General features: G+C 50.5%; 25 protein-coding genes, 1 pseudogene and 1 riboswitch. Of the genes and pseudogenes, 13 read left to right on the top strand and 13 right to left on the bottom strand.

Features of this window, described 5'->3' with window-relative positions:
- Positions 1–39 precede the first annotated feature (39 nt).
- Both ACRRNK_RS21425 and ACRRNK_RS21420 read right to left on the bottom strand, forming a co-directional pair.
- A pseudogene (locus ACRRNK_RS21425) lies at positions 40–1,281 on the bottom strand (extracellular solute-binding protein).
- A complete protein-coding gene (locus ACRRNK_RS21420; protein ID WP_433944613.1) occupies positions 1,278–2,612 on the bottom strand; it encodes a diguanylate cyclase domain-containing protein in 1,335 nt (444 codons plus the stop codon). The pseudogene ACRRNK_RS21425 and the gene ACRRNK_RS21420 overlap by 4 nt, the downstream one beginning before the upstream one ends.
- A 191-nt stretch (positions 2,613–2,803) precedes the next feature.
- On the opposite strand from ACRRNK_RS21420, the gene ACRRNK_RS21415 reads away from it, so the two are divergent.
- The 9 genes from ACRRNK_RS21415 (at position 2,804) to ACRRNK_RS21375 (ending at position 10,461) form a co-directional block, all read left to right on the top strand.
- Positions 2,804–3,934, top strand: coding sequence for a glycosyltransferase family 4 protein (locus ACRRNK_RS21415; RefSeq protein WP_433944612.1), 1,131 nt, complete (start codon positions 2,804–2,806; stop codon positions 3,932–3,934).
- Between the two features lie 168 nt (positions 3,935–4,102).
- Positions 4,103–5,200 (top strand): NADH:flavin oxidoreductase, encoded by a 1,098-nt coding sequence (locus ACRRNK_RS21410; protein WP_433944611.1) that lies wholly within the window; start codon positions 4,103–4,105, stop codon positions 5,198–5,200.
- Between the two features lie 112 nt (positions 5,201–5,312).
- Positions 5,313–5,951: an NAD(P)-dependent oxidoreductase gene (locus tag ACRRNK_RS21405; RefSeq protein ID WP_433944610.1), complete on the top strand. Its 639-nt coding sequence runs from the start codon at positions 5,313–5,315 to the stop codon at positions 5,949–5,951.
- Positions 5,952–6,089: 138 nt separating this feature from the next.
- Entirely contained in the window at positions 6,090–6,317 is a 228-nt protein-coding gene (locus tag ACRRNK_RS21400) for a FeoA family protein (RefSeq protein ID WP_433944609.1), read from the top strand.
- Positions 6,314–8,323, top strand: a complete 2,010-nt coding sequence (gene feoB, locus ACRRNK_RS21395; protein ID WP_433944608.1) for a ferrous iron transport protein B — start codon at positions 6,314–6,316, stop codon at positions 8,321–8,323. The genes ACRRNK_RS21400 and feoB overlap by 4 nt, the downstream gene beginning before the upstream one ends.
- A gap of 26 nt (positions 8,324–8,349) precedes the next feature.
- A complete protein-coding gene (locus ACRRNK_RS21390; protein ID WP_433944607.1) occupies positions 8,350–8,508 on the top strand; it encodes a FeoB-associated Cys-rich membrane protein in 159 nt (52 codons plus the stop codon).
- A 288-nt stretch (positions 8,509–8,796) separates the two neighbouring features.
- Positions 8,797–9,537: a Bax inhibitor-1/YccA family protein gene (locus tag ACRRNK_RS21385; protein ID WP_433944606.1), complete on the top strand. Its 741-nt coding sequence runs from the start codon at positions 8,797–8,799 to the stop codon at positions 9,535–9,537.
- Positions 9,538–9,664: 127 nt separating this feature from the next.
- Entirely contained in the window at positions 9,665–10,012 is a 348-nt protein-coding gene (locus tag ACRRNK_RS21380) for an ASCH domain-containing protein (RefSeq protein ID WP_433944605.1), read from the top strand.
- Positions 9,979–10,461, top strand: coding sequence for a DUF2269 family protein (locus ACRRNK_RS21375; RefSeq protein ID WP_433944604.1), 483 nt, complete (start codon positions 9,979–9,981; stop codon positions 10,459–10,461). Before ACRRNK_RS21380 ends, ACRRNK_RS21375 begins: the two co-directional genes overlap by 34 nt.
- Positions 10,462–10,619: 158 nt before the next feature.
- Here the strand turns inward: ACRRNK_RS21375 and ACRRNK_RS21370 are convergent, their stop codons facing one another.
- Positions 10,620–11,507 carry a TIGR01777 family oxidoreductase gene (locus tag ACRRNK_RS21370; protein WP_433944603.1) on the bottom strand — a complete coding sequence of 296 codons (888 nt, stop codon included), beginning with the start codon at positions 11,505–11,507 and terminating at the stop codon, positions 10,620–10,622.
- Positions 11,508–11,686: 179 nt separating this feature from the next.
- On the bottom strand, positions 11,687–12,451 hold the full coding sequence (locus tag ACRRNK_RS21365) for a hypothetical protein (RefSeq protein ID WP_433944602.1): 765 nt from the start codon (positions 12,449–12,451) through the stop codon (positions 11,687–11,689).
- Between the two features lie 321 nt (positions 12,452–12,772).
- Between ACRRNK_RS21365 and ACRRNK_RS21360 the strand changes: the two genes are divergently transcribed.
- On the top strand, positions 12,773–13,144 hold the full coding sequence (locus tag ACRRNK_RS21360) for a DUF423 domain-containing protein (protein ID WP_433944601.1): 372 nt from the start codon (positions 12,773–12,775) through the stop codon (positions 13,142–13,144).
- Positions 13,145–13,244: 100 nt separating this feature from the next.
- Here the strand turns inward: ACRRNK_RS21360 and ACRRNK_RS21355 are convergent, their stop codons facing one another.
- Positions 13,245–14,246: a phosphotransferase gene (locus ACRRNK_RS21355; protein WP_433944600.1), complete on the bottom strand. Its 1,002-nt coding sequence runs from the start codon at positions 14,244–14,246 to the stop codon at positions 13,245–13,247.
- A gap of 267 nt (positions 14,247–14,513) precedes the next feature.
- On the opposite strand from ACRRNK_RS21355, the gene rlmN reads away from it, so the two are divergent.
- Entirely contained in the window at positions 14,514–15,593 is a 1,080-nt protein-coding gene (rlmN, locus tag ACRRNK_RS21350; RefSeq protein WP_433944599.1) for a 23S rRNA (adenine(2503)-C(2))-methyltransferase RlmN, read from the top strand.
- A gap of 507 nt (positions 15,594–16,100) precedes the next feature.
- Here rlmN and ACRRNK_RS21345 read toward each other — a convergent pair.
- Positions 16,101–17,093 carry a YiiG family protein gene (locus ACRRNK_RS21345; RefSeq protein WP_433944598.1) on the bottom strand — a complete coding sequence of 331 codons (993 nt, stop codon included), beginning with the start codon at positions 17,091–17,093 and terminating at the stop codon, positions 16,101–16,103.
- 308 nt (positions 17,094–17,401) lie between these two features.
- Here ACRRNK_RS21345 and ACRRNK_RS21340 point away from each other — a divergent pair, with 308 nt between their 5' ends.
- Together ACRRNK_RS21340 and ACRRNK_RS21335 are read left to right on the top strand one after the other, a co-directional pair.
- A complete protein-coding gene (locus ACRRNK_RS21340) occupies positions 17,402–18,367 on the top strand; it encodes a helix-turn-helix transcriptional regulator (RefSeq protein WP_433944597.1) in 966 nt (321 codons plus the stop codon).
- Positions 18,368–18,401: 34 nt separating this feature from the next.
- Positions 18,402–18,884: a GyrI-like domain-containing protein gene (locus ACRRNK_RS21335; RefSeq protein ID WP_433944596.1), complete on the top strand. Its 483-nt coding sequence runs from the start codon at positions 18,402–18,404 to the stop codon at positions 18,882–18,884.
- A 6-nt stretch (positions 18,885–18,890) separates the two neighbouring features.
- On the opposite strand, the gene thiE is transcribed toward ACRRNK_RS21335, so the two are convergent.
- From thiE to ACRRNK_RS21300, 7 genes are all read right to left on the bottom strand, one after another.
- Positions 18,891–19,574, bottom strand: a complete 684-nt coding sequence (gene thiE, locus ACRRNK_RS21330) for a thiamine phosphate synthase (protein WP_433944595.1) — start codon at positions 19,572–19,574, stop codon at positions 18,891–18,893.
- On the bottom strand, positions 19,561–20,385 hold the full coding sequence (thiD, locus tag ACRRNK_RS21325; protein WP_433944594.1) for a bifunctional hydroxymethylpyrimidine kinase/phosphomethylpyrimidine kinase: 825 nt from the start codon (positions 20,383–20,385) through the stop codon (positions 19,561–19,563). The genes thiE and thiD overlap by 14 nt, the downstream gene beginning before the upstream one ends.
- A 104-nt stretch (positions 20,386–20,489) precedes the next feature.
- A complete protein-coding gene (thiM, locus tag ACRRNK_RS21320) occupies positions 20,490–21,284 on the bottom strand; it encodes a hydroxyethylthiazole kinase (RefSeq protein ID WP_433944593.1) in 795 nt (264 codons plus the stop codon).
- 54 nt (positions 21,285–21,338) lie between these two features.
- Positions 21,339–22,364: an ABC transporter substrate-binding protein gene (locus tag ACRRNK_RS21315; protein ID WP_433944592.1), complete on the bottom strand. Its 1,026-nt coding sequence runs from the start codon at positions 22,362–22,364 to the stop codon at positions 21,339–21,341.
- Between the two features lie 124 nt (positions 22,365–22,488).
- Positions 22,489–23,307: an ABC transporter permease gene (locus ACRRNK_RS21310; RefSeq protein WP_433944591.1), complete on the bottom strand. Its 819-nt coding sequence runs from the start codon at positions 23,305–23,307 to the stop codon at positions 22,489–22,491.
- Complete coding sequence (locus ACRRNK_RS21305) at positions 23,304–24,026, bottom strand: ABC transporter ATP-binding protein (RefSeq protein ID WP_433944590.1); 723 nt, start codon at positions 24,024–24,026, stop codon at positions 23,304–23,306. Before ACRRNK_RS21305 ends, ACRRNK_RS21310 begins: the two co-directional genes overlap by 4 nt.
- A gap of 168 nt (positions 24,027–24,194) precedes the next feature.
- Positions 24,195–24,297: riboswitch (TPP riboswitch) on the bottom strand.
- Between the two features lie 86 nt (positions 24,298–24,383).
- Entirely contained in the window at positions 24,384–24,854 is a 471-nt protein-coding gene (locus ACRRNK_RS21300; RefSeq protein ID WP_433944589.1) for a ferritin-like domain-containing protein, read from the bottom strand.
- Positions 24,855–24,989: the final 135 nt, after the last annotated feature.

The raw sequence follows: 24,989 nt of genomic DNA, 5'->3' as shown, positions 1-24,989 counted from the left end.
GATTACCTTTGTCTCGGGATTTCATCCGCACAGCTAGACTCATTTCAATTTCAAGAGGTCCTTCCATGAGCTTTCAATATTCCGTACCCCATCGTCAACGGATTCCTTCCCGAGGAGCATGGCATTCATGTTCGGAGTGAAGTCCATGTACAATTTGGAGCTCTGCGGAATCTTAGGTTGGGGCATGGCCACATCCAGCTGAGTTCGGAAGCCTTGAACGAGAAGATCGGAGGCCAGCCTTGGATCGGTATAGGCGGCTTTCTGCGTCGGGAGTGTCTTGAACTCTTCACTTTGAAGGATTTCTGTCTCCGTGCTTGTAAGGTAGCGGATCAGCTCATAGCTTTCCTTCGGATGGCTGCTGTATTTGTTAATGACCAGGCTGTGCCCGCCGATGGGAGATCCTTGCCCCCCAGGTCCCCGAGGAATCGGGGCGATACCTATATTGTCCGGGTCCTTGAATTCTTTGCCGCTTAATACATCATGAATGGCCCAAGGACCGTTAATCATCATAGCTGAAGTGCCCTCGGTGAAGTCATCCATCATCGTAGTGTACCAGTTGTCAAAGTTGTCATATGGCTGCGTAACGCCCTCGTGCCACAGCTTCAGCATGAATGAAAAGGCCTCTTTGGAATGATCCGAGGCAATCTTAATCTGTCCTTGGTCCGAAATCATATCACCTCCGAATGCTCACAGGTAGGGCAGTGAGAAGTAGGAATCTTCGGTGACATACAGCCCGTACTTTCCTTTGCCAGTCAGCGCCTTAGCCATCTTCAGCAGCTCATCCATCGTCTGAGGGGGCCCGGTAAAGCCTGCTTCCCTGAGTATTCTCTTGTTGTACAGGAGAGCTGGCACTTCCATGACAGATGGGAATCCATAGACATTCTCCTGGTAAGTAGCTGCGTTCAACGCAGAACTAATGAACCCCGATGAGTCTGATCTTGGGCCGAGCGTATTCAGGGGATAAATAATATTCAAGTTCGCATACTCGGGAATCCAGGTATTATCTGCCCGGAATACATCCACTTCCTGATCACCAAGGACAGCGGTTTTGAATTCATTGGTCGCAAAAGGAAATTCGTGCTTTTCCATATTTACCTTAATATTCGGATGCTCCTTCTCAAAGGCGGCAATCCGTTTCTGGAAGAACGCCGTCTCGGGACTTGTAGTGGTTGTCCAGAACGTCAACGTCACAGGCTGTTCATCAGAACTTGAGCCTGAGCAGGACACCAGACCGAGTAAAACTGCAATTGTCCCTATTACTGCTGCCAGCTGTCTTGTCATGGGGTACTACCACCTTCGGTTACTTGATCATGTTCAGAGATGCACAAGCGATTTCTTCCACTCTCTTTGGCCCGGTACAGCGCCTTATCCGCCTCGATTACCAAATCACCCGGATTATCCCCAGCCGAAGCTGTGCGGGTAGAAACCCCGATGCTCACGGTAACAAATTCGCTAATATCCGATCCGGTATGAGGGATATGCTGATCGGCCAGCGCCTTCTGGAAATGCTGCGCAATCTGGCAGGCCTCCTCAATTGATTTGCCTGGCAGCAGCACGGCGAACTCTTCCCCGCCATACCTGGCTGCAAGCCCGCCCCCGCATTCTCTTACCTGCTCCTGCAGAATGTCAGCGACCTGCTTAAGACACAGGTCCCCTGCCTGATGACCATAGATATCATTGAATTTTTTGAAATAATCAATATCGAACAGGATTAGTGAGATCGGCCGTGATTCAGCTGTGGATTGGTTCCATGCCTGCTCCAGCGACTCATCATAACACCGGCGGTTAGCGATTCCTGTCAGCGCGTCCCTACGGGACAGCTGATGCAGGAGTTGATTGGAGTCAATGACCGACCGAAGAGACTCGGTCATGGCATTGAAGGAATTAGCCAGATCCGTAAGTTCATCTTTGCTCTTGAAGTCGAGATTTGGAACCCGAAGAATGCCGCTGGCAACGGTCTGGGCATTGGCCCGCAGCAGCAGAATCCTGCGGATCAAAGAGTTCGAGAGCGCCACGGCGATCAATAATGAGAACAGAGTAGCCAGGGAACCGATCAGCAGGTTCACGAACTGAATCGTTCGTCCGCTGGTCTCAATGGTGTCCTTATAGCTGTTAATTTGGGCCTGCTCGGATTTAGAGAATGCATGAAGAGCATAGGCGATCGGATCATAACTGTCTTTGGTATAGTTCTCCTGAGCCTTCGTTACCTTCCCAGCCTTCTTCAGGTTCATAATATTCCGCCTGTCTACGACATAAGCCGCCCATTTGTCTTTAAACTGACGGATTTGGGCAAGGTCTGATGGTTCGGTTGTAATAGCTTCAAGCTGATCAAACTCCTGATTAAGAAACTTGACATTAGCTTCAAACTGTGACCTGAAGTCTTCTTCAATATAGAGTGGAGCGAGCAAATAGTGAGCCCCATTGTCATTGGCTGTACGGGCAAAAAGATTAAGTCTCTGAACAACCTCAAGCCGCTTTTCCGATACGAGGATATCGCCCGTAAGACGAACGATCCTTTGGGTCAGAAGTGTGGATATAGAGGCCGTAACCAGGAACAAGACGATAATGATGAGGAAGCTGAAATATAGCTTTTTTCGAAGTTGTAATCTCAAGTGAAGTTGTCCTCCGGTTGTCAAAATTAGACTGGGTTTAGCCAAGTCTACCAATTACCTACATCATACCATTCAAAGGCCTTTTATAGCAGGCAAAAATACGATTTCGTTATCTGATCTGCTAGGGTCCAATCCCAATATAAGATTGCGGCATACTATACTGCGAGAAAAGGATAAATGGAGTTGGGAGTATGCCCTTGAACAGCCGATATCAAGTAGTGTGGGAAGGCCCTGTCCAGCGGGCCAGCGGACTTGGGATTGCCAGCCGAGCTTATGTTCAAGCCTTGCGGCGGCAGGGCGTGGATGTGAGGATAGGCCATAGGCGTAGCGTGGAAGCGCCCAGGGACTCCTCCCGGAAAAAGGTCTTAATCTACCATCACCCCCCGAGTCAGATTAACTTTAAGATAGCTAGAGCCCAATATGACTGCATCATTCTCAATACGGTCTGGGAGACGACACGGATCCCAGACCGCTGGCTCCCGAATATCAATAAATTTGATGCAATCTGCGTGCCCTCCCTTCATAACAAGCAGGCTCTCAGGAACAGCGGTGTGAAAGTTCCTATCTACATCGTGCCGCATGGTGTGAATGCTAGAGAATATGGACCAGGCAACCGAAAGCTCCCTCTAGCCGAGTCAAGGGGAAGATTCACCTTTGTGTCGGTGTTCGGATTCCAGCATCGGAAGAATCCCGAAGCCCTCTTAAGAGCCTACTGGGAGGAATTCTCTGCCTCGGATCCTGTACTGCTGGTCATTAAGACAAATGGATATGGCCCTTCCGAGAATGAGAATTGGATTAAGGACCGCATACGGCAGTACAAGCAAAGGCTGGGCATTCGTAAGCCGACGGCGCCGTTAGTCATTATCGGACGACATTTGAAGTCCGGTGACATTCGCAGCATATATAGGCTTGGCCAGGTCTTTGTTCTACCGACACGCGGGGAAGGCGTGGGGTTGCCTTTCCTGGAGTCCTTAGCCAGCGGGGTGCCCGTGATTGCTACGGGATGGGGCGGACATATGGATTTCCTGACGAGAAGGAATGCTTTTCTGGTTGAATATCAATTAAGCAGCCCGCTGCAGAGCATGAACAGTCGGCACTCGATTTCACGCGGGTTCCGCCACCTCTTCGCGGGTAAGGGTCAACGCTGGGCCGAACCGGATATCCAAAGCTTGAAGAGACAGATGCGAGCTGCCTTCCAACATCCTCAGCTGTGCAAGTCGAAGGGACGTCGGGGCAGGCAGGATATGCTTAGATGGACCTGGAACCGAGCCGGGTTTCTTATGAAGCAGGCGATTGAACAGACGCTTCAAAGGACAAAATAGAAGGTGAAGCCGCTCCGTAGGAGTGGCTTTTGGCGTGAAATTCGAGGGAAGGAGCAATCGATTTTACATTTCGGAAAATCCCGATATAATTGGAATGTGGAAGATTAATCCAACCTCATCAGTAATGTTTAACCATACTACTAAATTAATGAAACGGGAGGTAACAAAGTGACTAATCCATTGTTCAAACCTTTTCATGCTGGAAATCTGGAGCTCTCGAACCGAATCGTGATGGCTCCGATGACGCGTTCTGGGTCGCCGGGCGGCGTACCTGGGGTGAATGTTGCGGAATACTATAGACGCCGGGCAGAGAATGGCGTAGGCCTAATTGTGACCGAGGGAACTGTAATTAATCACCCTGCGGCAACAGGGGACCCTAACGTTCCAAGGTTCCACGGCGAGGATGCTCTAAGCGGCTGGAAGAAAGTCGTGGATGCGGTACATAGCGCAGGTGGGCGTATCATTCCACAGATTTGGCACGTGGGTACGGATCGTAAGATTGGAGACTCTCCTAATCCGGAGGCGCTGCCGATTGGCCCCTCTGGGATTAACATCTTTGGTGAGAAGGTAGTAGAGCCTATGACGGAAGAAGAGATTGCAGCGGTTATAGCCGCTTATGCCCAGGCTGCTGCGGATGCGAAAAGAATTGGCTTCGACGGCGTGGAGATCCATGGTGCTCATGGTTACTTGATCGACCAATTCTTCTGGGAAAGAACGAATAAGCGCACCGACAAATACGGCGGGGATATGGTCGGACGCACCCGTTTCGCCGTAGAAGTAATTGAGGCGTGCCGCGAGAAGGTGGGGCCGGACTTCCCTATTGTATTCCGCTTCTCGCAGTGGAAGTCGTCAGTCTACACAGCTAAATTGGCAGAGACACCTGAACTGCTGGGTCAATTTCTCGCCCCGCTTGTGGAAGCGGGCGTAGATGTGTTTCACTGCTCGACCCGTCGCTTCTGGGAGCCGGAATTCGAAGGTTCGGACCTGAACTTGGCTGGATGGACCAAGAAGCTGACTGGCAAACCTACAATAACCGTTGGCTCTGTTGGTCTCGATAATGACTTCATGAGTGGCTTTACAGAAGGGAAAGGTGCGAGTAACACCAACATTGACGGACTGCTGGATCGGCTTCGCCGGGAAGAGTTCGATCTGGTTGCAGTCGGACGTGCGCTGCTCGTGGACCCAGCTTGGGCGATCAAGGTTCGTGAAGGTAAGCTGGACGAATTGATTCCTTTCTCAACTGCAGCCTTGGCAACCTTATCTTAAGTTAATATGGCCAGCCGGATTTGGAGACTTCGTTCCTTTGGAACGGAGTCTTTTTTTGGTACGTATTTAATGGGGGAATTATCAATTTGGAGACTTGGGAGGAGATGGAGCAGTGAATACCCGGCACAAGATTGCAATCATTGGAGGTACCGGTACGGTAGGAAGCGGTATCGTGAAGCATGCATTAGCAGAGGGCTATACGGTACGGATGCTTGTACGAAGTAGGGCAAAGTTGACGGTAAGTTCGGAACACCTGGAAATTGTAGAGGGGGATGCCCGGGATTCGCAGGCTGTTGCGGAGGTGCTAAAGGGCTGCGATGTAGTGATCAATACCTTTGGTCAGCCAACTAGGGAGAAATCCCCAATATACACTCAATTGACGGGCCAGATCCTGGATCTGATGAAGATATACGGTATTCGACGTTATATTGGTGTCACCGGAGGCTCTCTGAATGCGCCCGGCGATCGTAAATCTTTCGTCAACAGGCTGGGTGCAGCTGTATTCCGTGTGCTCTATTCGTCCCTGGTGGCCGATAAGGAGAAGGAGCTTGCTCTGCTTCAGAGCAGTGATGCCGATTGGACCCTGATAAGGCTTCCTTTTGTTGTAGAGGGATCTGCATCCGGTAGAGTGAAGGTTAACGAGAAGGACATGCCGGGTACCAAGATGCGAACAGACGATATCGCAGATTTCGTACTTGGGCAGATTGAAGACAGACAGTACATACAAAAGACGCCATTTATCTCCAATTAAAGCCCACAGTCCAACGTGCAACGGATTGGTGATGATCTGTAACAATTACTCCATATAAAATGCATTGAATTATGAGAATCGTTATCATATAATTTAGTCAGTTGATAATAGTTATCATTATTATTTGGGGTGAATCCAATGAAATTAACAGAGATCGAGCTAAGTAAACCGGTCCGCATCATAAATATGGCCTGCAGCAATCAGCTTGTAAGCAGAAGATTGAACGATCTCGGGATCATGGAAGGCACTTTAATATCGATTATAAAACGGCTCCCGTTCGGCGGACCGATCACTTTAGAAGCAAGCAACCAGTGGATCTCGATCCGCCGGAGTGAGGCGCTTCAGATTTTAGTTGAAGCAGTATGAATGAAATCGTCCTGGCCGGGAATCCCAATACAGGCAAGAGTTCTTTATTCAACAGTTTGACCGGCTCGTACGAATATGTGGGCAACTGGGCTGGCGTGACGGTGGAGAAGAAGGTCGGCACGCTCAAGGCTGGAGCAGGTACGCTTATAGACCTTCCAGGTCTATATTCACTTAACCCCCTCTCCCATGATGAAGAGGTCGCTTCGCGGTTTCTGCTGGGGGAGTCCTTTGACTCCATACTCAATGTGGTAGATGCCTCTCAGCTTGAACGGAACTTGAATCTGACGGTTCAGCTGCTGGAATACGGCAAGCCGCTGGTCATCGCGCTAAATATGATGGATGTCGCGAGGCAAGGCGGACTCGAGATCGATACGAACCGCTTATCGGAACTGCTGGGTGTAACGGTAATTCCAGTGGTAGCTAGGAGTGGTAAAGGAACCGATCAGGTGCTTGAGGCTATATCGGGATCTACGTCTGGTGAGGCTTTAAAGCCTTATTTTATCTCCTATGGAGAGCTGCTGGAGGACGCCATTGCGAGGCTTATGGAGCGACTGCCCGAGGAGATTCTATCCCCGCGCTGGATGGCGGTTCAGTTCTTCGAGGGGAATTCAGTCGTTCGTGCAACCTTGGAGGCGAGTATTGATCCAAAGTGGCTGGATCAGCTGTACAAGACTACCGAGGAGGCTCTCAGCCGTACATTTGGAGTTAGAACGCTGTCTCAATACATTCGCAAGCAGCGTGCAGACCACATTCATACTTATCTTGAACAATGTGTGAGACATACTAAGGAAGGTTACCGTACCTTCTCGGAGAAGATTGACCGGATTGTTACCGATAAGTTCCTTGGAATCCCGATCTTTCTGCTGTTCATGTATCTCACATTCAAGCTTACCTTTGAATGGATAGGAACCCCGCTATCCGATCTGCTGGATTCCTTCATTAATGGCCCTCTGCGCAGCGGGACTACATGGCTGCTGGACAGCATGGGCGCTCAGGACTTTATTAAAGCCCTTATCTTTGACGGAATATTTGCCGGAGTCGGCGGCGTGCTGGTCTTTGTACCGCAGATCTTTATCCTGTTCTTTATCATTTCATTCATTGAAGACTCCGGCTATATGGCCCGGATCGCTTCAGTTATGGACCGGTTGATGGAGCTGGTCGGCCTGAACGGCAAGACCTTCATCCCGATGATCATCGGGTTCGGTTGTAATGTGCCGGGGATTATGGCTGCAAGGACGATCGAACAGCCGAAGGAACGGCTGCTTACGATTATATTGACCCCGCTGATGTCTTGTTCGGCAAGGCTCTCGGTCTACAGTCTATTTGTGGGTATCTTCTTTAAGTCCAATCAGGCGCTGGTCGTATTGTCGCTATATGTGCTTGGCGTTGTCCTGGCTCTTCTTCTCGCGAAGCTGTTCTCATCGACGATTCTGAAGCAGCAGGAATCCATGTTCGTGGTGGAGCTTCCTCCGTACCGGATTCCACAGTGGAAGACACTATCCCGGAGCACCTGGGAGAAGGGCAAGGGCTTTGTCCGCAAAGCCGGTACCTTTATCTTTGGAGGATCGGTGCTGATCTGGCTGTTAAGCTATACAGGTCCGCAGGGCTTCAATGTAGCGATGGATCAGAGCTTCCTGGCCAAGATCGGCGGGCTGATCGGACAGGTGCTTACCCCGCTCGGCTTTGGAAGCTGGCAGGCTGGGGCCGCCCTGATCACAGGGTTCCTGGCCAAAGAAGTCGTAGTCTCAACGATGAATATCATTTATGCGGCGCCTGATACAGCCACGCTGCAGGGGCTGCTGGCAGGTCATTTCACAGCTCTGCAGGCTTACTCTTTCATGGCGTTCATCCTGCTCTATGTTCCTTGTCTGGCAACGGTAGGGGTTATTCGTAAAGAGACGATGTCCGCCCGTTGGACCTGGTTCTCGGTGTTGTATGCTCTAGTCATTGCTTATATAATTTCTTATATCATCATGTTGGTCGGAAGAGCCCTCGGTTACAACTAAACACGGGCAAAGGGAAGTGATATACCATGGTAGCGAGTATTGTGATTGGCGCAGCTATTTTTGGATACGCAGGCTGGACATTAACCTCCTATATACGCAAAACAAAGAAAGGCAAATGCGCGAGCTGTTCACTGGCGAAGTCCTGTGTAACCGCATGTAATGAGATTGCCTCTTCTTCTAAATAATACCCGTCCTCATTTGGACGGAGCTTGTTAATAATGACAGCCGGCCGCACCTAGCAGCCGGCTTTATTTGTGCCCTTATTCTTATGCTTCAATCCAGACCGGCTGCCATGTTTATTTATAGGCCTATAGGATCTATAAAGGCCTTTTCAAGAAAATTTTGTGCGCTGTCAACATAACTGGGGGAGAGCCGCATAGACATAGAGCATGTCTTTGCTTGGCAGGAAAAATAGGGGGTTCGGGCATAATGTGTATTAGAATTAGGACAAATTAACCAAGAGGTGATGATCCTTGATCGGGCGCAGTGGCAACCCAACATTGAATGACAAGGCTTTTGAACGAAGCGGGCATTATTCCGGACAGAATCAGATGACGATCGACGGTACCGTGAACAAAACCATAATTACACTGGTGATGTTATTAGGCGGGGCATTTGGGACGTGGTCCATGTATTTCAGCGGGCGTGATGCTGTACCGTTGATGGTGGGAGGGGCTATCGTTGCAGTGTTTCTGGCCTTGATTATCAGCTTCGTGCCCACCACAGCGCCTTATCTGGTGCCCATCTATGCGATCGGTGAAGGGATGCTCCTTGGCGGACTCTCAGCACGGTACGAGACGCTGTATAATGGGATTACCCTGCAGGCGGCGCTGCTGACCATGGGGGTATTCATTGCCCTGCTTGTGGCTTACAAGACCAGGCTCATTAAGGCAACCGAGAACTTCAAGCTTGGCGTGATCGCGGCTACGGGCGGAATTTTCCTAGTATACCTGCTTAGCTTCATCCTGGGCTTTTTCGGCATTACCATTCCTTATCTGCACGACAACAGTCTGATCGGAATCGGAATTTCCATTGTGATCGTGATCGTTGCGGCGCTTAATCTGGTGCTGGATTTCGATTTCATTGAACAAGGAGCCGAGCAGGGTGCTCCCAAGTATATGGAGTGGTACGGGGCGTTTGGGCTGGTGGTCACACTCGTGTGGCTGTATGTCGAGATGCTTCGCCTGCTTGCCAAGGTGTTCAGCCGGGATTAGACCAGCCTCATTCGTACGCATGTAACACAAGTAAGGCCATCCCTTTAGGGGTGGTCTTACTTGTGTGATTTCGTTGTTAATTTATGTTAAAGTGGGTTGTGTAAGCAACTATAGGGAGGTTTTCAATATGGAACATACCAATCATGATGCACTGCCACCGAAATCATGCACGATAGACCGCCTGATTACACAGCAGCCGGATATTGACAAGGTTCTTGCAGGGCACAAGACCGCTACTCGCCGTAACGGCCGTTATGCCGATGTCGGTGAGATTATGACGCTTGAAGGCCGGAGCTTTATCGTCAATAAGGTCTATTCACAGACTCTCGGCGAATTAACAGACGAACATGCCGTTCAAGAGGGATTTGCAACCGTGGAGGAATATAAGAATTCAATTCTGTCCTATCACCCAGGAATGCCTTGGCTGCCGCAGATGCGGGTGTGGGTTCACGAGTTCAGCCCCGTTCAGGACTAACAGCCAACGTGGATCTATTGTATAAGCTGCTTCTTTATATTCATATACTCAGTGCCATTGCCTCCATTGGGCCTTTCTTCGTTCTTATCTCCATGGTAAGGAGGATGCGGGCGGCGGAATGGCCAGAGCTGGGTACCTACATCCAGATGTTCCGGTCATCGACCCGGCTGGTTAAGCATATGGGACATGTCCTGGTGGTATCCGGTATCCTGCTGGCATATACCGCGGGTTACGCGTGGGATACCTCGTGGATTGTCGCGACCCTTCTAGTTATGGCCGGCTCTATTGTATTTCTGGCTCGTGCTTTCTCACCGAAGCTTCGGAAATTTGCGGAGCCTGACCACGATAAGAATAGGCTGGTACAGCAGCTTACCCGTTCGGTATGGATGTATCTTGTAATTTTATTAATTATGTTATGGTTAATGGTGGCTAAGCCCCAATTGTGGTAGGGGATTAGCCATTTTTTTGTCAGCTGATAAGTTATAGAGATTGGTAGAGTGGGAGTTATTGAAGCCTGGCGATGCGAGCCTAGTGGTACATACGAAACCTAGAGTTATGAATACTAGTGATCTGTACATTAGAGTACGCAGGCATAGGGCAGCTTGAGTTAACGTAATATGTCCTGAAGAGTGCTCTCCAGTTTGGCAAAATGAAATTCAAACCCTTCTCTCTTAAGCCGCTCCGGAATAACCCAGCGGCTCTTCACAATAAGCTCGGTCTCCGTGCCCAGGAGCAGGGCGCCAATCTCCAGCATCCATTTCGCAGCAGGGAGCCCGAACCCCCGGTTCATGGCGGTTCGCAGCTGACGCATCAGCTCCTGATTGGTTACTGGATAAGGGGAAGAGCAGTTGAATACCCCACTTAAATCTTTCCTTTCTTGGAGGAACAGTATAATACGGAATAAATCCTCTATATGAATCCAGCTGAATTTCTGTCGGCCTGATCCTTGAATGCCACCGAGTCCGAAGCGGACCAGATTCTGATAGGGGGTCATGACGCCGCCATCCGCTCCAAGGACAATGGCGATTCGTAAGGCCGCCTGGCGGGTTCGCGGCAGCTTGAACGAGAAGAAGGAGTTCTCCCAGGCTTTGGCTACCTCCACAGAGAATCCTGAACCGATCTCACCGTCCTCCTCTGTCATAGGACGATCTTCAGCATGCCTATATATCGTGGCGGTGCTGGAGTTCAACCACAGCGAAGGCGGGTTCTGGCATGCCAGAAGGGCATTGCCCAGAATCTGTGTCGTCTCCGTTCTGGAGTTCATAATCGCTTCCTTGTTCCTTTGATTATACCGGCAATTCACAGACTTCCCGGCAAGATTGATCAGCATTTCGGAGTTGTCCAAGGCATTCGTAATCCCCGGGAGATCGCTCCAGGAAATATGATGAGGCTGTCTCGATATGATGAGGACTTCCTTGCCAAGACTTTGGAACTTCTCTTGAAGATACTGGCCTATAAAGCCGGTTCCTCCGGCGATAACGATCTTTTGACGCATCCGGACACCCCGTTTAACTATATTTCACACCTTATTTTACCATAACACGAATAAGACAGGGGGCAGCAGAGAATAAGCTTGGCTGGAAATTCCTTGAAATAACATGGAAATCGCCCTCCGATATGCCAAGGAGGCAGCCGGAAGGCGATTATAAGTTACGTACGTATGTTTATTACAGATTATTTGTTAACTGTGTAGTTGCTGCCATAATTGTTATCCCAATAGGTTTGTCCATTTACAGTGTAAGAGATAGCGTATTTAATTTGGGACACACTGGAGTCAATATTGTTAAAGCTAAAGTGCCATTCTTGTACGCTGCCATCGGAGTTCGCTGGCGCATAGTAGGTAGCGGTGCCTTCTTTGGTTGTATTCCAGTTATCTGTAGTGTAACGGACTTTAACGGTTTTGGTGTAGTCGAGGTTCTTAACGTATACACCGCCTGAGAAGGTGTTCTGGGACAGAGAGTCAAAAGCTTTAAGGACGTTCGGCTTACCAAGAATGGTTGAGCTCAAATTATAACGGCTGACGGAATAGTTCTGTCCGTTATTATTATCCCAGTACGTTTGGCCACCAGTTTCATACTTGATTGCGAATTGAACAGTTTGGGCATTTTGGAGCTGAGGGTTCGTAGTGTCCCCGCTGTAGGTGGAAACTGCGAAGTTCCACTTCTCATGTGTAGAGTCTGTCGGACCTTGATAGGAAGCAGGCGTATCGTACCATTGGCCGTTACCAGGAGTATAATGGATAGTTACCTTTTTTTGATAGTCCAGGTTGCTTACTTCGACATTACCGCTGAACGACAAATACCCATACTTGTAAGCATACAGATTGGCTGAAATCAATTGAGCCGGTTGCTCACTTGCAAATGCGGATTGTGCAAACGTTAGCGCAAAAATCGCTAAAAAAGCCAACCCTGATAGATACTTCTTCATTCCTTTTACCATTTTTCTACCATCTCCTATATTTTTTATATACTACAAAGTAAAAATACCACTAATTATTCCAAAAATAAACACTTTTTCGGAAAATTTTTCTAAATAAAAATGGAAACGTTTGCACAAAGCGACTTAAAAAGCAAAAATACTATGTTGTCGATGCCGGCTTACTTCTATGACTATCAGAATTATTCTTGCGAATCGAGAGACTTCAATAAGAACCTCATGAGGAGCATGACTCTATCAAGTCATACATAGACCCTCTGGTTTCTTTAAATTGACGGTCCTGGATGGACCCGGTAATATCTGTCTTGGGAGGTGTTGTTGTACATGAATACACTGCTGCTGCTCGGTGGAATTATGATGTTCCTTGCGGTTGCTCTGGGTGCTTTTGGCGCACATGCGCTGAAGGAGAAGCTGTCTGAGGATATGATGAAGGTGTATCAGACGGGAATTCAGTATCACCTGATTCATGGTGTCGGATTATTGCTGCTCGGAGTGCTTGCAGGCCAAATGAATGGATCCGCGCAGGTAGTCCTTGCTGGCTGGTTCCTGTTCGCGGGGATTATCCTATTCTCAGGAAGTCTGTATGCTCTGAGTCTATCAGGCATCAGAAAGCTTGGCGCGATTACGCCGCTTGGCGGGCTTGCGTTCCTGGCGGGCTGGGCTATCCTGATTGCTGCGGTTATACAAAGCTCATAAACAGGACGTTTCTCCTTTGAATAGAGAGGCTGTCCAATGGAAAAGACGGGCGCTAAGCTCCCGTCTTTTTTGGCATGTAACAAGAAGGCGTGATCCGGGATTAGAAATGGGACCACTTCTGCAGTGTCCGGATAGCCTGCTTACGCTCAGGCCATGTTCTTACAAAAATGTCCAGCATCTCCCGATTCTTAGCACGGTTGGGGAATCGTGCGCCGTTCCAAGCTTCTTGGGGAAGGCTGAACAACAGGGTGATTAGTCTGCGTTCAGATCTAGACAGCGGGCGGACTTGTTCATAGCCGAGGAGGAATGACCGAATGAATTCAGGATTGTACTGACATGTATTCCTGAGCGCTTTAGCCATGTCTAGATAACTTGAGCCAACCTTTACCCGATCCCAGTCAATGATATACAAATGACCGCTCTCCGAGATGACCACATTAAGTGAGGTAATATCGCTGTGAACCAGGGAGGGACGACGTGCGTCCTTCACTATAAGCTTCTCCATGGATGGCCGCTTGAAATAGGCCCAGGCTTGCTTGGACAAACGGTTACAAGCCGGGCCATGTGACTGGTACCATTCGGAGTGACGGCCTTTCTTACGGATCTCGTCAGACATATACTTCTTAAAGCTGCCGGCACTGGCCTTCCAACCGGGGATATAGCTAAGGATAGACGAGTTATGTTTTGGAGAGGAGGCTAGTGGGACGAGATGCAGGCCTGCCAGTGCGCGACCAAGTGCTGTATAATCCTGGGCCACTCCCATTCCTCGTCCCTGAATCCATTCAGTCATATAGAAGGGAGTTCCTTTAACCTCTATCCAGAATCGGCCGTTACGCGTGCGGACCCACCGGGGCATATGCGCGTACTTCTTGCTCGTAAGAAGTTTGACGTGGCGTATAGTAGTTTTTATTTGCTGAATTGTATTGGAACTGGACGCCTCGCTCCGTTTGAAGGGCTTCAGGGCATAGGTACCGGTGCCGGTTGTCACCTGAAACACAGCATTCCTGCGGTATAAGGAGGATACAGGTACGGCCTTTAGCGGAATCAGCCCGAAGCGTCGGGTAATCCGGTGTATTTCTTTTTGGGTATATGAGTGTGCCATACGTGACCTCGCTTCCCTGTATCAAGGACAGATACTATATAGTTAATTTATTCACGGGAGAAGCGATGGAATGGTCGGATATCAGCTAAGCCGCGCCTATTTTGTAAACGGAGGGTAAACCCGGTTCTCAGGACGTAACTTTTCTGGAAATCATGCCGGAGCCCTTGTGTTCACAAATAAAGTCTGGGACAATAATATAGACTGCGCGAGCCGTAGTTCTAGAGAAGAAAGACAGAATTCAAGCGTTTGGAAAGAGGATCAATAATTATGAATAAAGTAACTATATATGGCTTGACGTTTGAGCAGCTGACCGCTTGGCTCGAAGAGCGCGGGCATCGTAAGTTCCGAGCTTCCCAAGTATGGGAATACCTCTATGTGAAGCGGGTAACGGACTTCGCGGAGATGACGGAGGTGAATCCCGAGTGCGTTCAGCTGCTTGCGGACCACTTCGTCATTCAGACGCTGACCGAGCATGTGAAGCAGGAGTCCAAGGACGGGACGATCAAGTTCCTGTTCAGACTGCAGGATGGGAATCTGATTGAGACTGTGCTGATGAGGCATAAGTTCGGTCTGTCGGTATGTGTAACAACGCAGGTGGGCTGTAATATCGGGTGCAGCTTCTGTGCGAGCGGGTTGCTGAAGAAGAGCCGGGATTTATCCGGCGGAGAAGTTGTAGAGCAGATTATGAAGGTCCAGCTGCATCTGGATGCTGCAGGGCAGGGCGAACGGGTCAGCCATATCGTGGTAATGGGGATTGGCGAGCCGTTCGACAATTTCACGAACATGGTGAATTTCATTCAAGTTGTGAAGGATCAGAAGGGGCTTGCAATTGCGGCGAGACATATCACCGTATCCACCAGCGGACTGGCGGACAAGATCAAGGAATTCGCAGATACCGATCTGCGTGTGAATCTGGCCATCTCTCTGCATGCGCCGAACAATGAGATTCGTTCCCGGATTATGAAGATCAACCGGGCCATTCCGATTGAGCAGCTGATGGAGGCCATTGACTACTATCTGGAGCGGACCAACCGCAGAATCACACTGGAATATATCATGCTTAAGGACATCAATGACCAGAGAGAGCACGCGCTTGAACTGGCTGAGCTGATCGGTGACCGCCGCAGTCTGGCGAATGTGAACCTGATTCCTTACAATCCGGTTGACGAGCACAGTCAATATCAGCGTCCGGAGCGGGAGACGATTCGTGCGTTCTACGATACGCTCAAGAAGCAGAATGTCAGCGTCAGTGTGCGGTTAGAGCATGGCACCGATATTGATGCAGCCTGCGGACAGCTTAGAAGTAAGCAGATCAAGAAGGACCAGGGCCCGGTTACGGTAGGCTAGGTCTCACCTAGAGATGACATGGATTTCTAAAACTTCCTTGACCCATGTGGTGTGTGGCTAATGGACAAACCAATCATAGCGGGTCTTGTCAATTCACTCTAAGACAGCTGGTAGTATTGAAGCAAAGATATTGAACTTGTCTGCATAAATTAAATAGAGCCTTCACTGCTGCGAACAGCAAAGACTCTAAGACTAAAAGCTGTGGTAGTACCCCACGGCATGCTCAAGGACGCAACAAGCCTTATCCGCGAATGGAACGCGGATAAGGCTTATTCGTTAGCGAGACCCATTATGAAAGAGCGATCATTATATATGTTGAATTTAAGAATCCTGTAGGCAAGAGTGTGAAATGATTCTGAAAGAAAGCTAAATCGGAAGCATATGCTTTGTGATTAGACTTCTACCATCAAAAAATCAATTAAGAAGTCTGAGAACAACAGCGATCGTAAGAACATTTCATACGGCTGACTAGCATGTAAATCAGTAGATCAACTTATATAGATAGGCTTAATTCATTTCATTATATCTTTCTACTGCCTTGCTTAGCTGATAATAGAAGTTCTCAGGTGTACCGTCCGTAGTATTCAGGAACTGGCCATTGAGGTCAGAATCAGATACAGGCTGCTTCTTATGGATGCGTTCAATGATTTTCGATGCGGCCGCTTTTGCCTCAGTGGCTGAATCAACATAGTTCTGGATACTGAAGCTGTTAAACCCTTCTGTTTGTATTCGTTTTTTGTCCTTTGCGATTGTTAACAGCGCATTCAAGTCTTCAGTCATAATGTCGTATTTGGCTTTAAACTTCTCCATATCAAGCTTCAGCACATTGCGGGCGGTGATTCCCTGCTCATCCATTTCTATGGCCGTAGCCTCGGCATCAATCATGAACTTCAGGGCATTATACCTGATCTGCTGATCTGAATTCTTGAGTTTTTGCAGTTCAGCCTGACGCTGCTCGTTATCCAATTTTTGCAAAGCGGTGAAGTATTGTTTGGCGACAGTCTCGTAAGCGGTATTGGCACTTACTAGCTTGGCATGCAGCTGTTTTCCTTTTGCAAAATTATCATCCACGTAGCCTTTACTATCATAGTAGGCTTTCATATTGTCCAGGACGGACAACAGATCCTTGATGACCGGTGTCAGTTGGATCACTACTGGATCGACATTCGCAAAGGCAGGCTGGCTTGCGGTATAACTGCTTGCTTTATCAATAACTTCCCGCTCAGTTTCTGCAACGCCGAGCATGATGAAGCTGAGGTTCTTCTCGATTACAGGCTGCTCTTCAGCTCCGAATTTCTCGAAATAATGAACCAGAACCTCATTGATTCGGCCCGTCATCAAGTTATTGAGCCCCACATACGCATTGTATTTCTCGATTTTTTTGCTCTCGCCCGGCGTAACGCCCGCAGCCCCTCGATCCACGGTGGATGAACTGGCGGAACAAGCGGACAACATGGCGCCAAACATGATAATGGCAATAAAGAATGATAGTTTTCTCAAAAAGTGATTCCTCCGATTATGTAATTTATCGTTCCTTTCTTCTGTGGAACATATCTATTGAATTCTAGAATGATTTGGTAAATAGGTCTTGAGGCTGGAGTAGCAAAATTTGGAACAATGTCATTTCGATGCAAAATGAGGTTAGAGTACATATTCCGGGCTGCGCGGAGCCCTCTCTTTCAGGGTTATGGATGTCTATTCAAGATTGCTCCGCACTAAAAACCTGAAGTAAAGTAGAAATGAAACCAGTAAGATTTCAATCCCCAAATAGATCCAACCATCGAACGCGGGAATAGAGGAGGATTGCTATGAAAATAGACCGTTTGCTGGCTATAACCGTGCTGCTGCTGAACCGTGGACGAGTCAGTGCTGCTGAGCTTGCGGACAGGTTCGAAGTCTCGACCAAGACCATTTACCGGGACATGGATACGTTAAGCCAAGCTGGAATCCCTGTTGCCGCACATCAGGGAACAACAGGTGGCTTTGAGATCATGGAGCATTATACGATTCATCGCCAGTTCCTTACACTGGATGAGATAACTTCCGTTGTTGCTGCCATTAAGGGTATGGGGACTGCCTTCGAGGACAAGAACATCGACAATCTGCTGGAGAAGGTGCAGACTCTGCTCAGCAGGTCTGATCTGCAGGCGTCCGGTCATGGCACCCGGATGGTATTTGACTTCAATCCTTGGGGGCAGGGTCCCGGCGCCAAGACGAAGGTCAGCCTGCTGAAGTCGGCTATAGAGAGTTTGCAATTGATCAGGTTCAGGTATAGTAATATGCATGGAGCACAGACCGAGCGGATTGTAGAGCCCTGTTCCCTGATTCTGAAAGGGCACTTATGGTATCTGCATGCTTTCTGCAGACTGAGGAGTGAATTTCGGATGTTCCGCTTAACCCGTATCCAAGACCTTGAGCTGCTGGAAGAATTGTTTGTACCTCGGGAGACGCCTTCGCTGGATCGCTATGAATGGGATCAGGAATGGTCCCGACATACCGAACGGGAAGTGGTGTTGATCTTCAGTCCCGAAGTTCGGTATCGGGTTCAGGATATGTTTGCTCCTGAGCTGATTACGCAGCTTCCCGATGGAACGATAAGGATGGAGGGCTCATATCCGGTAGATGATTGGTTCTATGGGATGATCCTCAGCTTTGGTGAGCAGGTTCGTATCGAGCAGCCGATCGAGGCCGCGCAGGAAATCCGCAGCCGGGTTCAAAGAATTCTCAACCTATATCCGAACCCGGACACACAGATGTCCACTTTTCCGAGGTAGAATGAATTTAAATCAATGGAAAAGAGGATGAGAGATGAGTCAAGAATACATACACGGACATGAGCTTAGACTGGCGGGGATCAGCTGCCGAACCACCAACAGCCAGGAGGCCGGGCCTAACGGCCAAATACCGGGGCTGTGGGATGCCTACTTCAAGAGCTCGATCGCAGAGCGGATTCACGCAGAGAATCCCCATTTGACTTATGCCCTGTATACGGATTATGAGAGCGACGCTTCTGGAGCCTATACGCTTCTGATCGGCCATGAGCTGAGCAGCAGTGAATCCGCGGACCTCAGTGGACTGGAAGAAGCAGTTGTACCAGCGGCTAAGTACATGGTGTTCACCTCGAACCGGGGGCCGGTAAATGAGGTTGTGGTAGAGGCCTGGGGCCGGATCTGGTCATACTTTCAGAACTCCGAGGAGCAGCGGGCGTACACCGGGGATTACGAGCTGTATGACGCGCGTAATATGAGTCCTGACGATGCGGTAGTACAGATCTATATCGCTGTAAAATAAACCGTCTTATCCTCGCAGCCGCAATCCTTCTTCCACTGTCTTCACAAATCCCCGCGCCGCTTCGCTGATCTGATCTGCTTGCGCAATGGCGGAGATCAGCGAGATGCCGTCCGCACCAGCGGCAATGATCGGCGCGGCATTGGAGAGCGTGATGCCTCCAATGCCGACCAAGGGGATATCTATGCCCTGCAATCGCAGGTCCTCGATTAACCGCGTTCCGTTCACAGGCTGGGCATCTTCCTTCGAGGAGGTCGGGTAGACTGGGCCAACGCCCAGATAATCCGCGCCGTCTTGGGTGGCCTGCTGTGCTTCTTGCAGGGTATGGACGGAGACCCCGATGATCTTGCCCGCCCCGAGTCTGCGGCGGATCATGCCGGCTGGAGTATCATCCTGGCCTACATGAATTCCATCCGCATCCAGAGCTATTGCGAGCTCCAGGTCATCGTTCACGATAAAAGGTACACCGTGTGCCCGGCACAGCTGCATCAGGTTCTGAGCCAGTTCGAACTTCCCGCGTCCTGTTAAGGCTCCTTTCCCTTTCTCTCTGAATTGAAATAACGTAATCCCCCCGGCAAGCGCCTCTGACAGCACTTCGGTAGGACTAAGACGGCAGTTCACACTGCCTGTGATGAAGTAGACCTTGAGCAGATTCCGTATTGCTGAGGAAGAAATCCGGTTATTGTCCGCCATCTCCCGCACCCCGCTTTCTTTGCTGATAGGCGAAATGATTAGTAGGCCCATGTCCCCCGCCAATATGCAGGCCATCCTCAATGGCTGCCTGAATGAACAGCTTCGCGGTACGAATCGCGCCCGTGACCGTGTGTCCTTGTGCCAGTCCTGCCGCAACCGCAGCCGAGAAGGTACAGCCAGTCCCGTGCGTATGCCGTGTAGGAATCCGCGGGCTCTCCAGGTAGATAAAGTCATGCCCGTCGAAGAGAACGTCAACCGCAGGCTCTGATTCAGCGGCATGTCCGCCTTTAATGACCACATAACGGGTGCCTGTCTGTGTAAGCCTTCTTGCCGCTTCCTCCCGCTGCTGCAGGGTTGTGATCTTCATATCCGCAAGCAGCTCCGCCTCGGGAATATTGGGAGTGACAACGAGCGCTAGCGGCAGCAGATGACGAACCACGGTTCGTACGGCTTCCTGCTGTAGAAGAGGGGCTCCGCCCTTGGCAATCATCACCGGGTCAACCACAAGGTTCTTCCACTCGTACTGCGCGGCTTTGTCCGCCACGATGCGGACAATCTCCGGGCTGAACAGCATGCCCGTCTTGACCGCATCCGGCCTTAGATCCTCGCCAATTGAGTCTAATTGGCGTGCAACCGCCTCGGGTTCAAGAGGATAGACCCCCTGCACGCCCAGTGTATTCTGTGCGGTGACCGCTGTAAGGGCGGACATGCCGTAGACACCAAGCTCCTGGAAAGTCTTGATATCCGCCTGGATTCCTGCCCCGCCGCCGCTGTCGGAGCCGGCGATGGTCAATGCTTTTGCGATGCTCATATTCTGAAGACCTCCTTCTTGTTTATCTGTTATGTGCCAGCTGTTGAGCGTTGTGTGTTGTCAGTTGTCTGTTGCCCATATTCTATAGTCTGTTATTTGCCCTGCTATCTGTACTTAACAATTCTGGAACGCGCCTGAACCTGTTCCGGGGTGAGAACCGCCAGCTGATTCAGGAATTCACTCTGGAAGCTGCCTGGCCCCTTTCCTTCCGTTAATTCGTATGCAAGCTCGGCGGCCACGCCATAGAAGGAGATGCCTTCGGCAACAGCATCGGTCTTGGCGTCTCCCCCTACAGCGAGGAAAGCGCCAACCACGGCACTCAGCAGACAGCCGGTGCCCGTGACCTTGGTCAATATCGGATGACCATTGCTTACGATATAGGTGTGGTTCCCGTCCGCGATCACATCGTCCTTGCCGGTAATAATTACGATGGAGCCCAGCTTGGCCGCGGCTTCCTCGGCAATGCCGATGACATCGCCATCACCCGCGCCAGCATCTACCCCTTTGCTGATCCAGGTCCGGCCCACCACGTTCGCGACCTCCGCCGCGTTGCCTCTCAGGGCCGCTAGTTTGATTTCACGGGTAAGCCTAGCGGTTACCTCTGTGCGGTAGGCTGTGGCTCCGGCGCCTACCGGATCAAGCACCACAGGCACACCATGCTGGTTAGCCGATCTTCCAGCCAGCAGCATGGACTGAATGACATATTCATTCAGTGTGCCGATATTCAGAACGACTGCCCCAGACATCTGCGCTACATCGGAGACTTCTTCGTGAGAGTCCGCCATGAACGGCGAGGCACCGAGTGCCAGCAGCCCGTTGGCCGAGAAGTTGGCCACGACAATGTTCGTAATGTTGTGAATCAGGGGGTTCTGCTCCCGTACTTTGGATAAATAACTCATGGTAAGTCCTCCTTAGGATTAAGTGCGCGGACAGCGCCGACCGGGAGTCCCGGTCTATAGGTTAACAAAAGCATCCTGAGCCTTTACGCCGGTCTGCTTAAGCAGCCGATTGTCCATCAGCCATTTCTCCACCCGGGCCCATGAATCCGGATCCTGATAGCCGAAGGCTTTGTCTCCCGCGTCCATAAGCGGCAGCAGAATATGCAGGCTCTGGCTCTCAATATCCGCATCCAGCGGGGAAGTGCTGTCTTCGTGCTTCATCAGGATGTTCAGAGCATCCTGCGGGTGTTCGCTGACATAGCGCTGGCCTTCCGCCGCGGCTTTCATGAACCTCTTCAGCTCATCCTGCTTATTCGCGAGCCCCGATTCACTTGCAACGAGGACAAGCTCGTAATAGTCCGGCACACCGAATTTGGTGGGATCTATGGAAGTGACCGGATGCCCTTCCTTCTGAAGCAGAAGCTGTTCATGGTTGATGAAGCCGCCAATTAACCCGTTCACTTGTCCGGTGGACAGGGCTGGAATCAGGTCGAAGCCGACGTCGACCAGCTTCACGGAATCGGGATCTCCGCCATCTTGCTTGACCATTGTACGTACCATGGCTTCATAGAGCGGAATGGAGGAGAAGCCCACCGTACGGCCGGCAAGGTCCTTGGGGCGCGTGATGCCACTGTCCCCAGCTACCATCAGGTGGTTCAGGGGATGTCTGACCACGGCTCCAATCGACTTAACAGGAATCTGCTCTCCCCGGGCCATCAAGACCTGAGGCTGGTAGCTGAGAGCCAGGTCAACTTTGCCGGCGGCAGTCAGCTTTAGCGCATCATTCGTATCGGCGGGCATTTGGATATCGACATCCAGGCCTTCGGCGGCGAAGTAGCCTTTCTCCTTGGCTGCGTACAAAAAGGAATGAACCGCGTTCGGGTACCAGTCCAGCATGATGCTGAGTTTTTGCAGCGGCTTTGCCTTGGGAGAGGCTGATGAATTGGCCACTTGCTGCCCGGTACCTGAACCGGAGCTGCATCCGCCAAGCACCCACAGGAGGGAGAGCAGCAGAAGGGAAAGTTTAATGGATTTGTGCATGAATATAACCTCTTTTCAGTGTAGTTATATGGAATGAACTAAAGAGATTAACGTAGGTAGTATTGCTATTTCTGTGAAATCAGCAGGGAGCGGGCGTATGTAATCCTTAGTTCAATCGATATATTTAAGTATTCCGCTTACGGGTACTCTTACGACCCGTCAGGGCAGCAAAGCCGCCCCGGCTGAGAATGGCCCTCTCTATGAGCGCTACGCCCAGGAACAGGGCCAAGCCAAGCAAGGACAATAGGAGTACAGCCGCGAATAGATTATCGCTTTGCAGATTCCCTGCCATTCGGCGGCTGTAGTAGCCAAGCCCGCTGCTTCCGCCGAGCCATTCTCCGATGGTGGCTCCGATGACACAATAGACCACGGAGAGCTTTAGGCCCGAGAAGAAGGAAGGTAGTGCAAGTGGAATCTGCAGCCTGAGCAGCAGCTGAAGCCGATTCGCGCCCATTGTGCGCAGCAGATCACTGTAGCCTTGTCCTCCAGTTCGCAGTCCATCATAAGCCCCCACCACGATGGGGAAGAAGGCGGTGAGTATGACCACGGCAACCTTGCTCCAGATCGAGTAGCCGAACCACATGATGAAGATGGGAGACAAGGCAATAAGCGGGAGAGTCTGGCTGATAATGACAAAGGGATACACGGCTCTCTCCACCGTGCGGGACATATGCATCCAGGTGCCAAGGCCGGTTCCGAGCAGGACAGACAGGGCGAATCCGAGCGCCGCTTCACCCAGCGTGACCGGCAGGTGCGTACCCAGCAGCAGCGTCCGGTTATGAATCAGGGCCGCCGCGATGGAGCTCGGAGCCGGCACAATAAAAGCGGGAACAGCTCCGCCGCGGACAAGCCATTCCCATAGGATCATAATTAAGGTGAGCAGCAGCAGGAACGGGCCGTAGCCCCGAAGCAGCTTGTGAAGGTTATGGACGAAGGCTGTCATCGGAATACATCTCCTGTCAGTCGCTGCTCAAGTTCCATTCGGAGCTCCAGGAACCGCGCCGTGGCATGCACTCCGGGCTGACGGGGACGCGGGAGATCTACGATTATCTCCTCCAGAGCGCCTCCTCCGCGCGGCATGAGCAGAATCCGGTCGCTCAGCAGGAGGGCTTCCTCTAGATCATGCGTGATGAACAGGATAGTTCGCTGCAGCTCTCCCCACAGACTTAGCAGCCAGTGATGCATCTCCCGCTTGGTCAATGCATCGAGCGCCCCGAATGGCTCATCGAGCAGCATCAGGTCGCCGCCTGCGGCAAGCGTCCGAAGAAAGGCGGCCCGCTGCCGCATCCCCCCTGACAGCTCATGGGGATAGGCATCCGCCCAGCGGCCGAGGCCGAACCGTTCAAGCATATCCGTGACGAAGGCAAGCTGCTCCGGTCCGCCCGCCCGGTTCTTCTTCAGCTCCCAGGGCAGCAGGCAGTTATCCCTGACGGTTCTCCATGGCAGCAGCAGGTCCTGCTGCGGCATATAGGAGATGGCACCGAGACGCTTTGACACCTCGCCGCCCGTCCAGCTGATGACTCCGTCTGTCGGCTCAAGCAGGCCGGCAATCAGCCTGAACAGTGTGCTTTTGCCACAACCGCTTGGGCCGATGAGGGATACAAATTCCCCCTGATGGACCTTCAGGGACAGATGATCAATAATTGGCGTCCGTCCAGACACGGAGGAGGACTCATAAGAGTAAGACAGATGATTCAGAGATAATAATGGCTTTATAAAGATGACCTCCTGTACAAACAAATTCCTTTTGAAGAATACCTAAAAAGGCCCTTCATTCCGTAAAAGGATGAAGGGCCTTAGCCTTGTTCAGTTCATGAACCAAAACAATAATTCATAGGCGCTTCACTTCCCTACGCTGGTATGATCCAGATCAGGTTCCAAGGGTCCGAAGTGGTTGCTTCGTCTCAGCCGGCAGGCTCCCCTAGTGAAATACAAATGTATGAGGTTTTCTTCAGTTGACAATTAACGCATTAAATATACCACAATTCGGAAGAAGCTCAAATACCCGCTCAACTTCCATTACTTGTTCTTGGCGTACAGCCAGTTGTAATAAGACGCATGCTTAATTTCATCGGTCATGATCTCGAATATCCAGTCGCGGTACTGCGGGTCAATATTTAAATAAATCGTACGGTATTTCTCAAATGCTTTTAGTTCCCCCATGAGTGCCTTTTCGATCCCTTCCAGATAACTTGCGGGTAACGCTTCCGCCGGTTCATTCTGTCCTGCTGGAGGAGCCATGCCCGTTAACTGGGTGTACAGGGTGCGGAACATTTTCCGATGCTTTCTTTCATCATTACGGATACTGATAATAACGTCCTTCTCCTGCTGAGTAGGAGCCATTTTTATAAGAGCGTCATAGAATAGCTCATCATTCCGTTCGCCCTGGATCGATTCCCTGATAAGCTGAATTACCATGTCACTGTTACGGGAATAGGTCAAGGAACGAAAAGCTGCAGGGTGGGGAATCACAAAAGGTTGATAATACATAATCAATCACACCGCCTCATTCAAAATAGTTCTTACGTTGTGCTTCAGCGTATTCACATCTGGGCGGAGGGGTGCACCTCCTGAAGATGCTGTCATATGATGAAGTAGGATAGATTTAAAGATAAGGTGGTCCAG

The sequence above is a fragment of the Paenibacillus sp. SN-8-1 genome, assembly GCF_050995535.1.
Lineage (GTDB): Bacteria > Bacillota > Bacilli > Paenibacillales > Paenibacillaceae > Fontibacillus.
The sequence above is the reverse complement of the archived record's forward strand: the minus strand, read 5'-3'. Positions and strand labels throughout refer to the sequence as shown.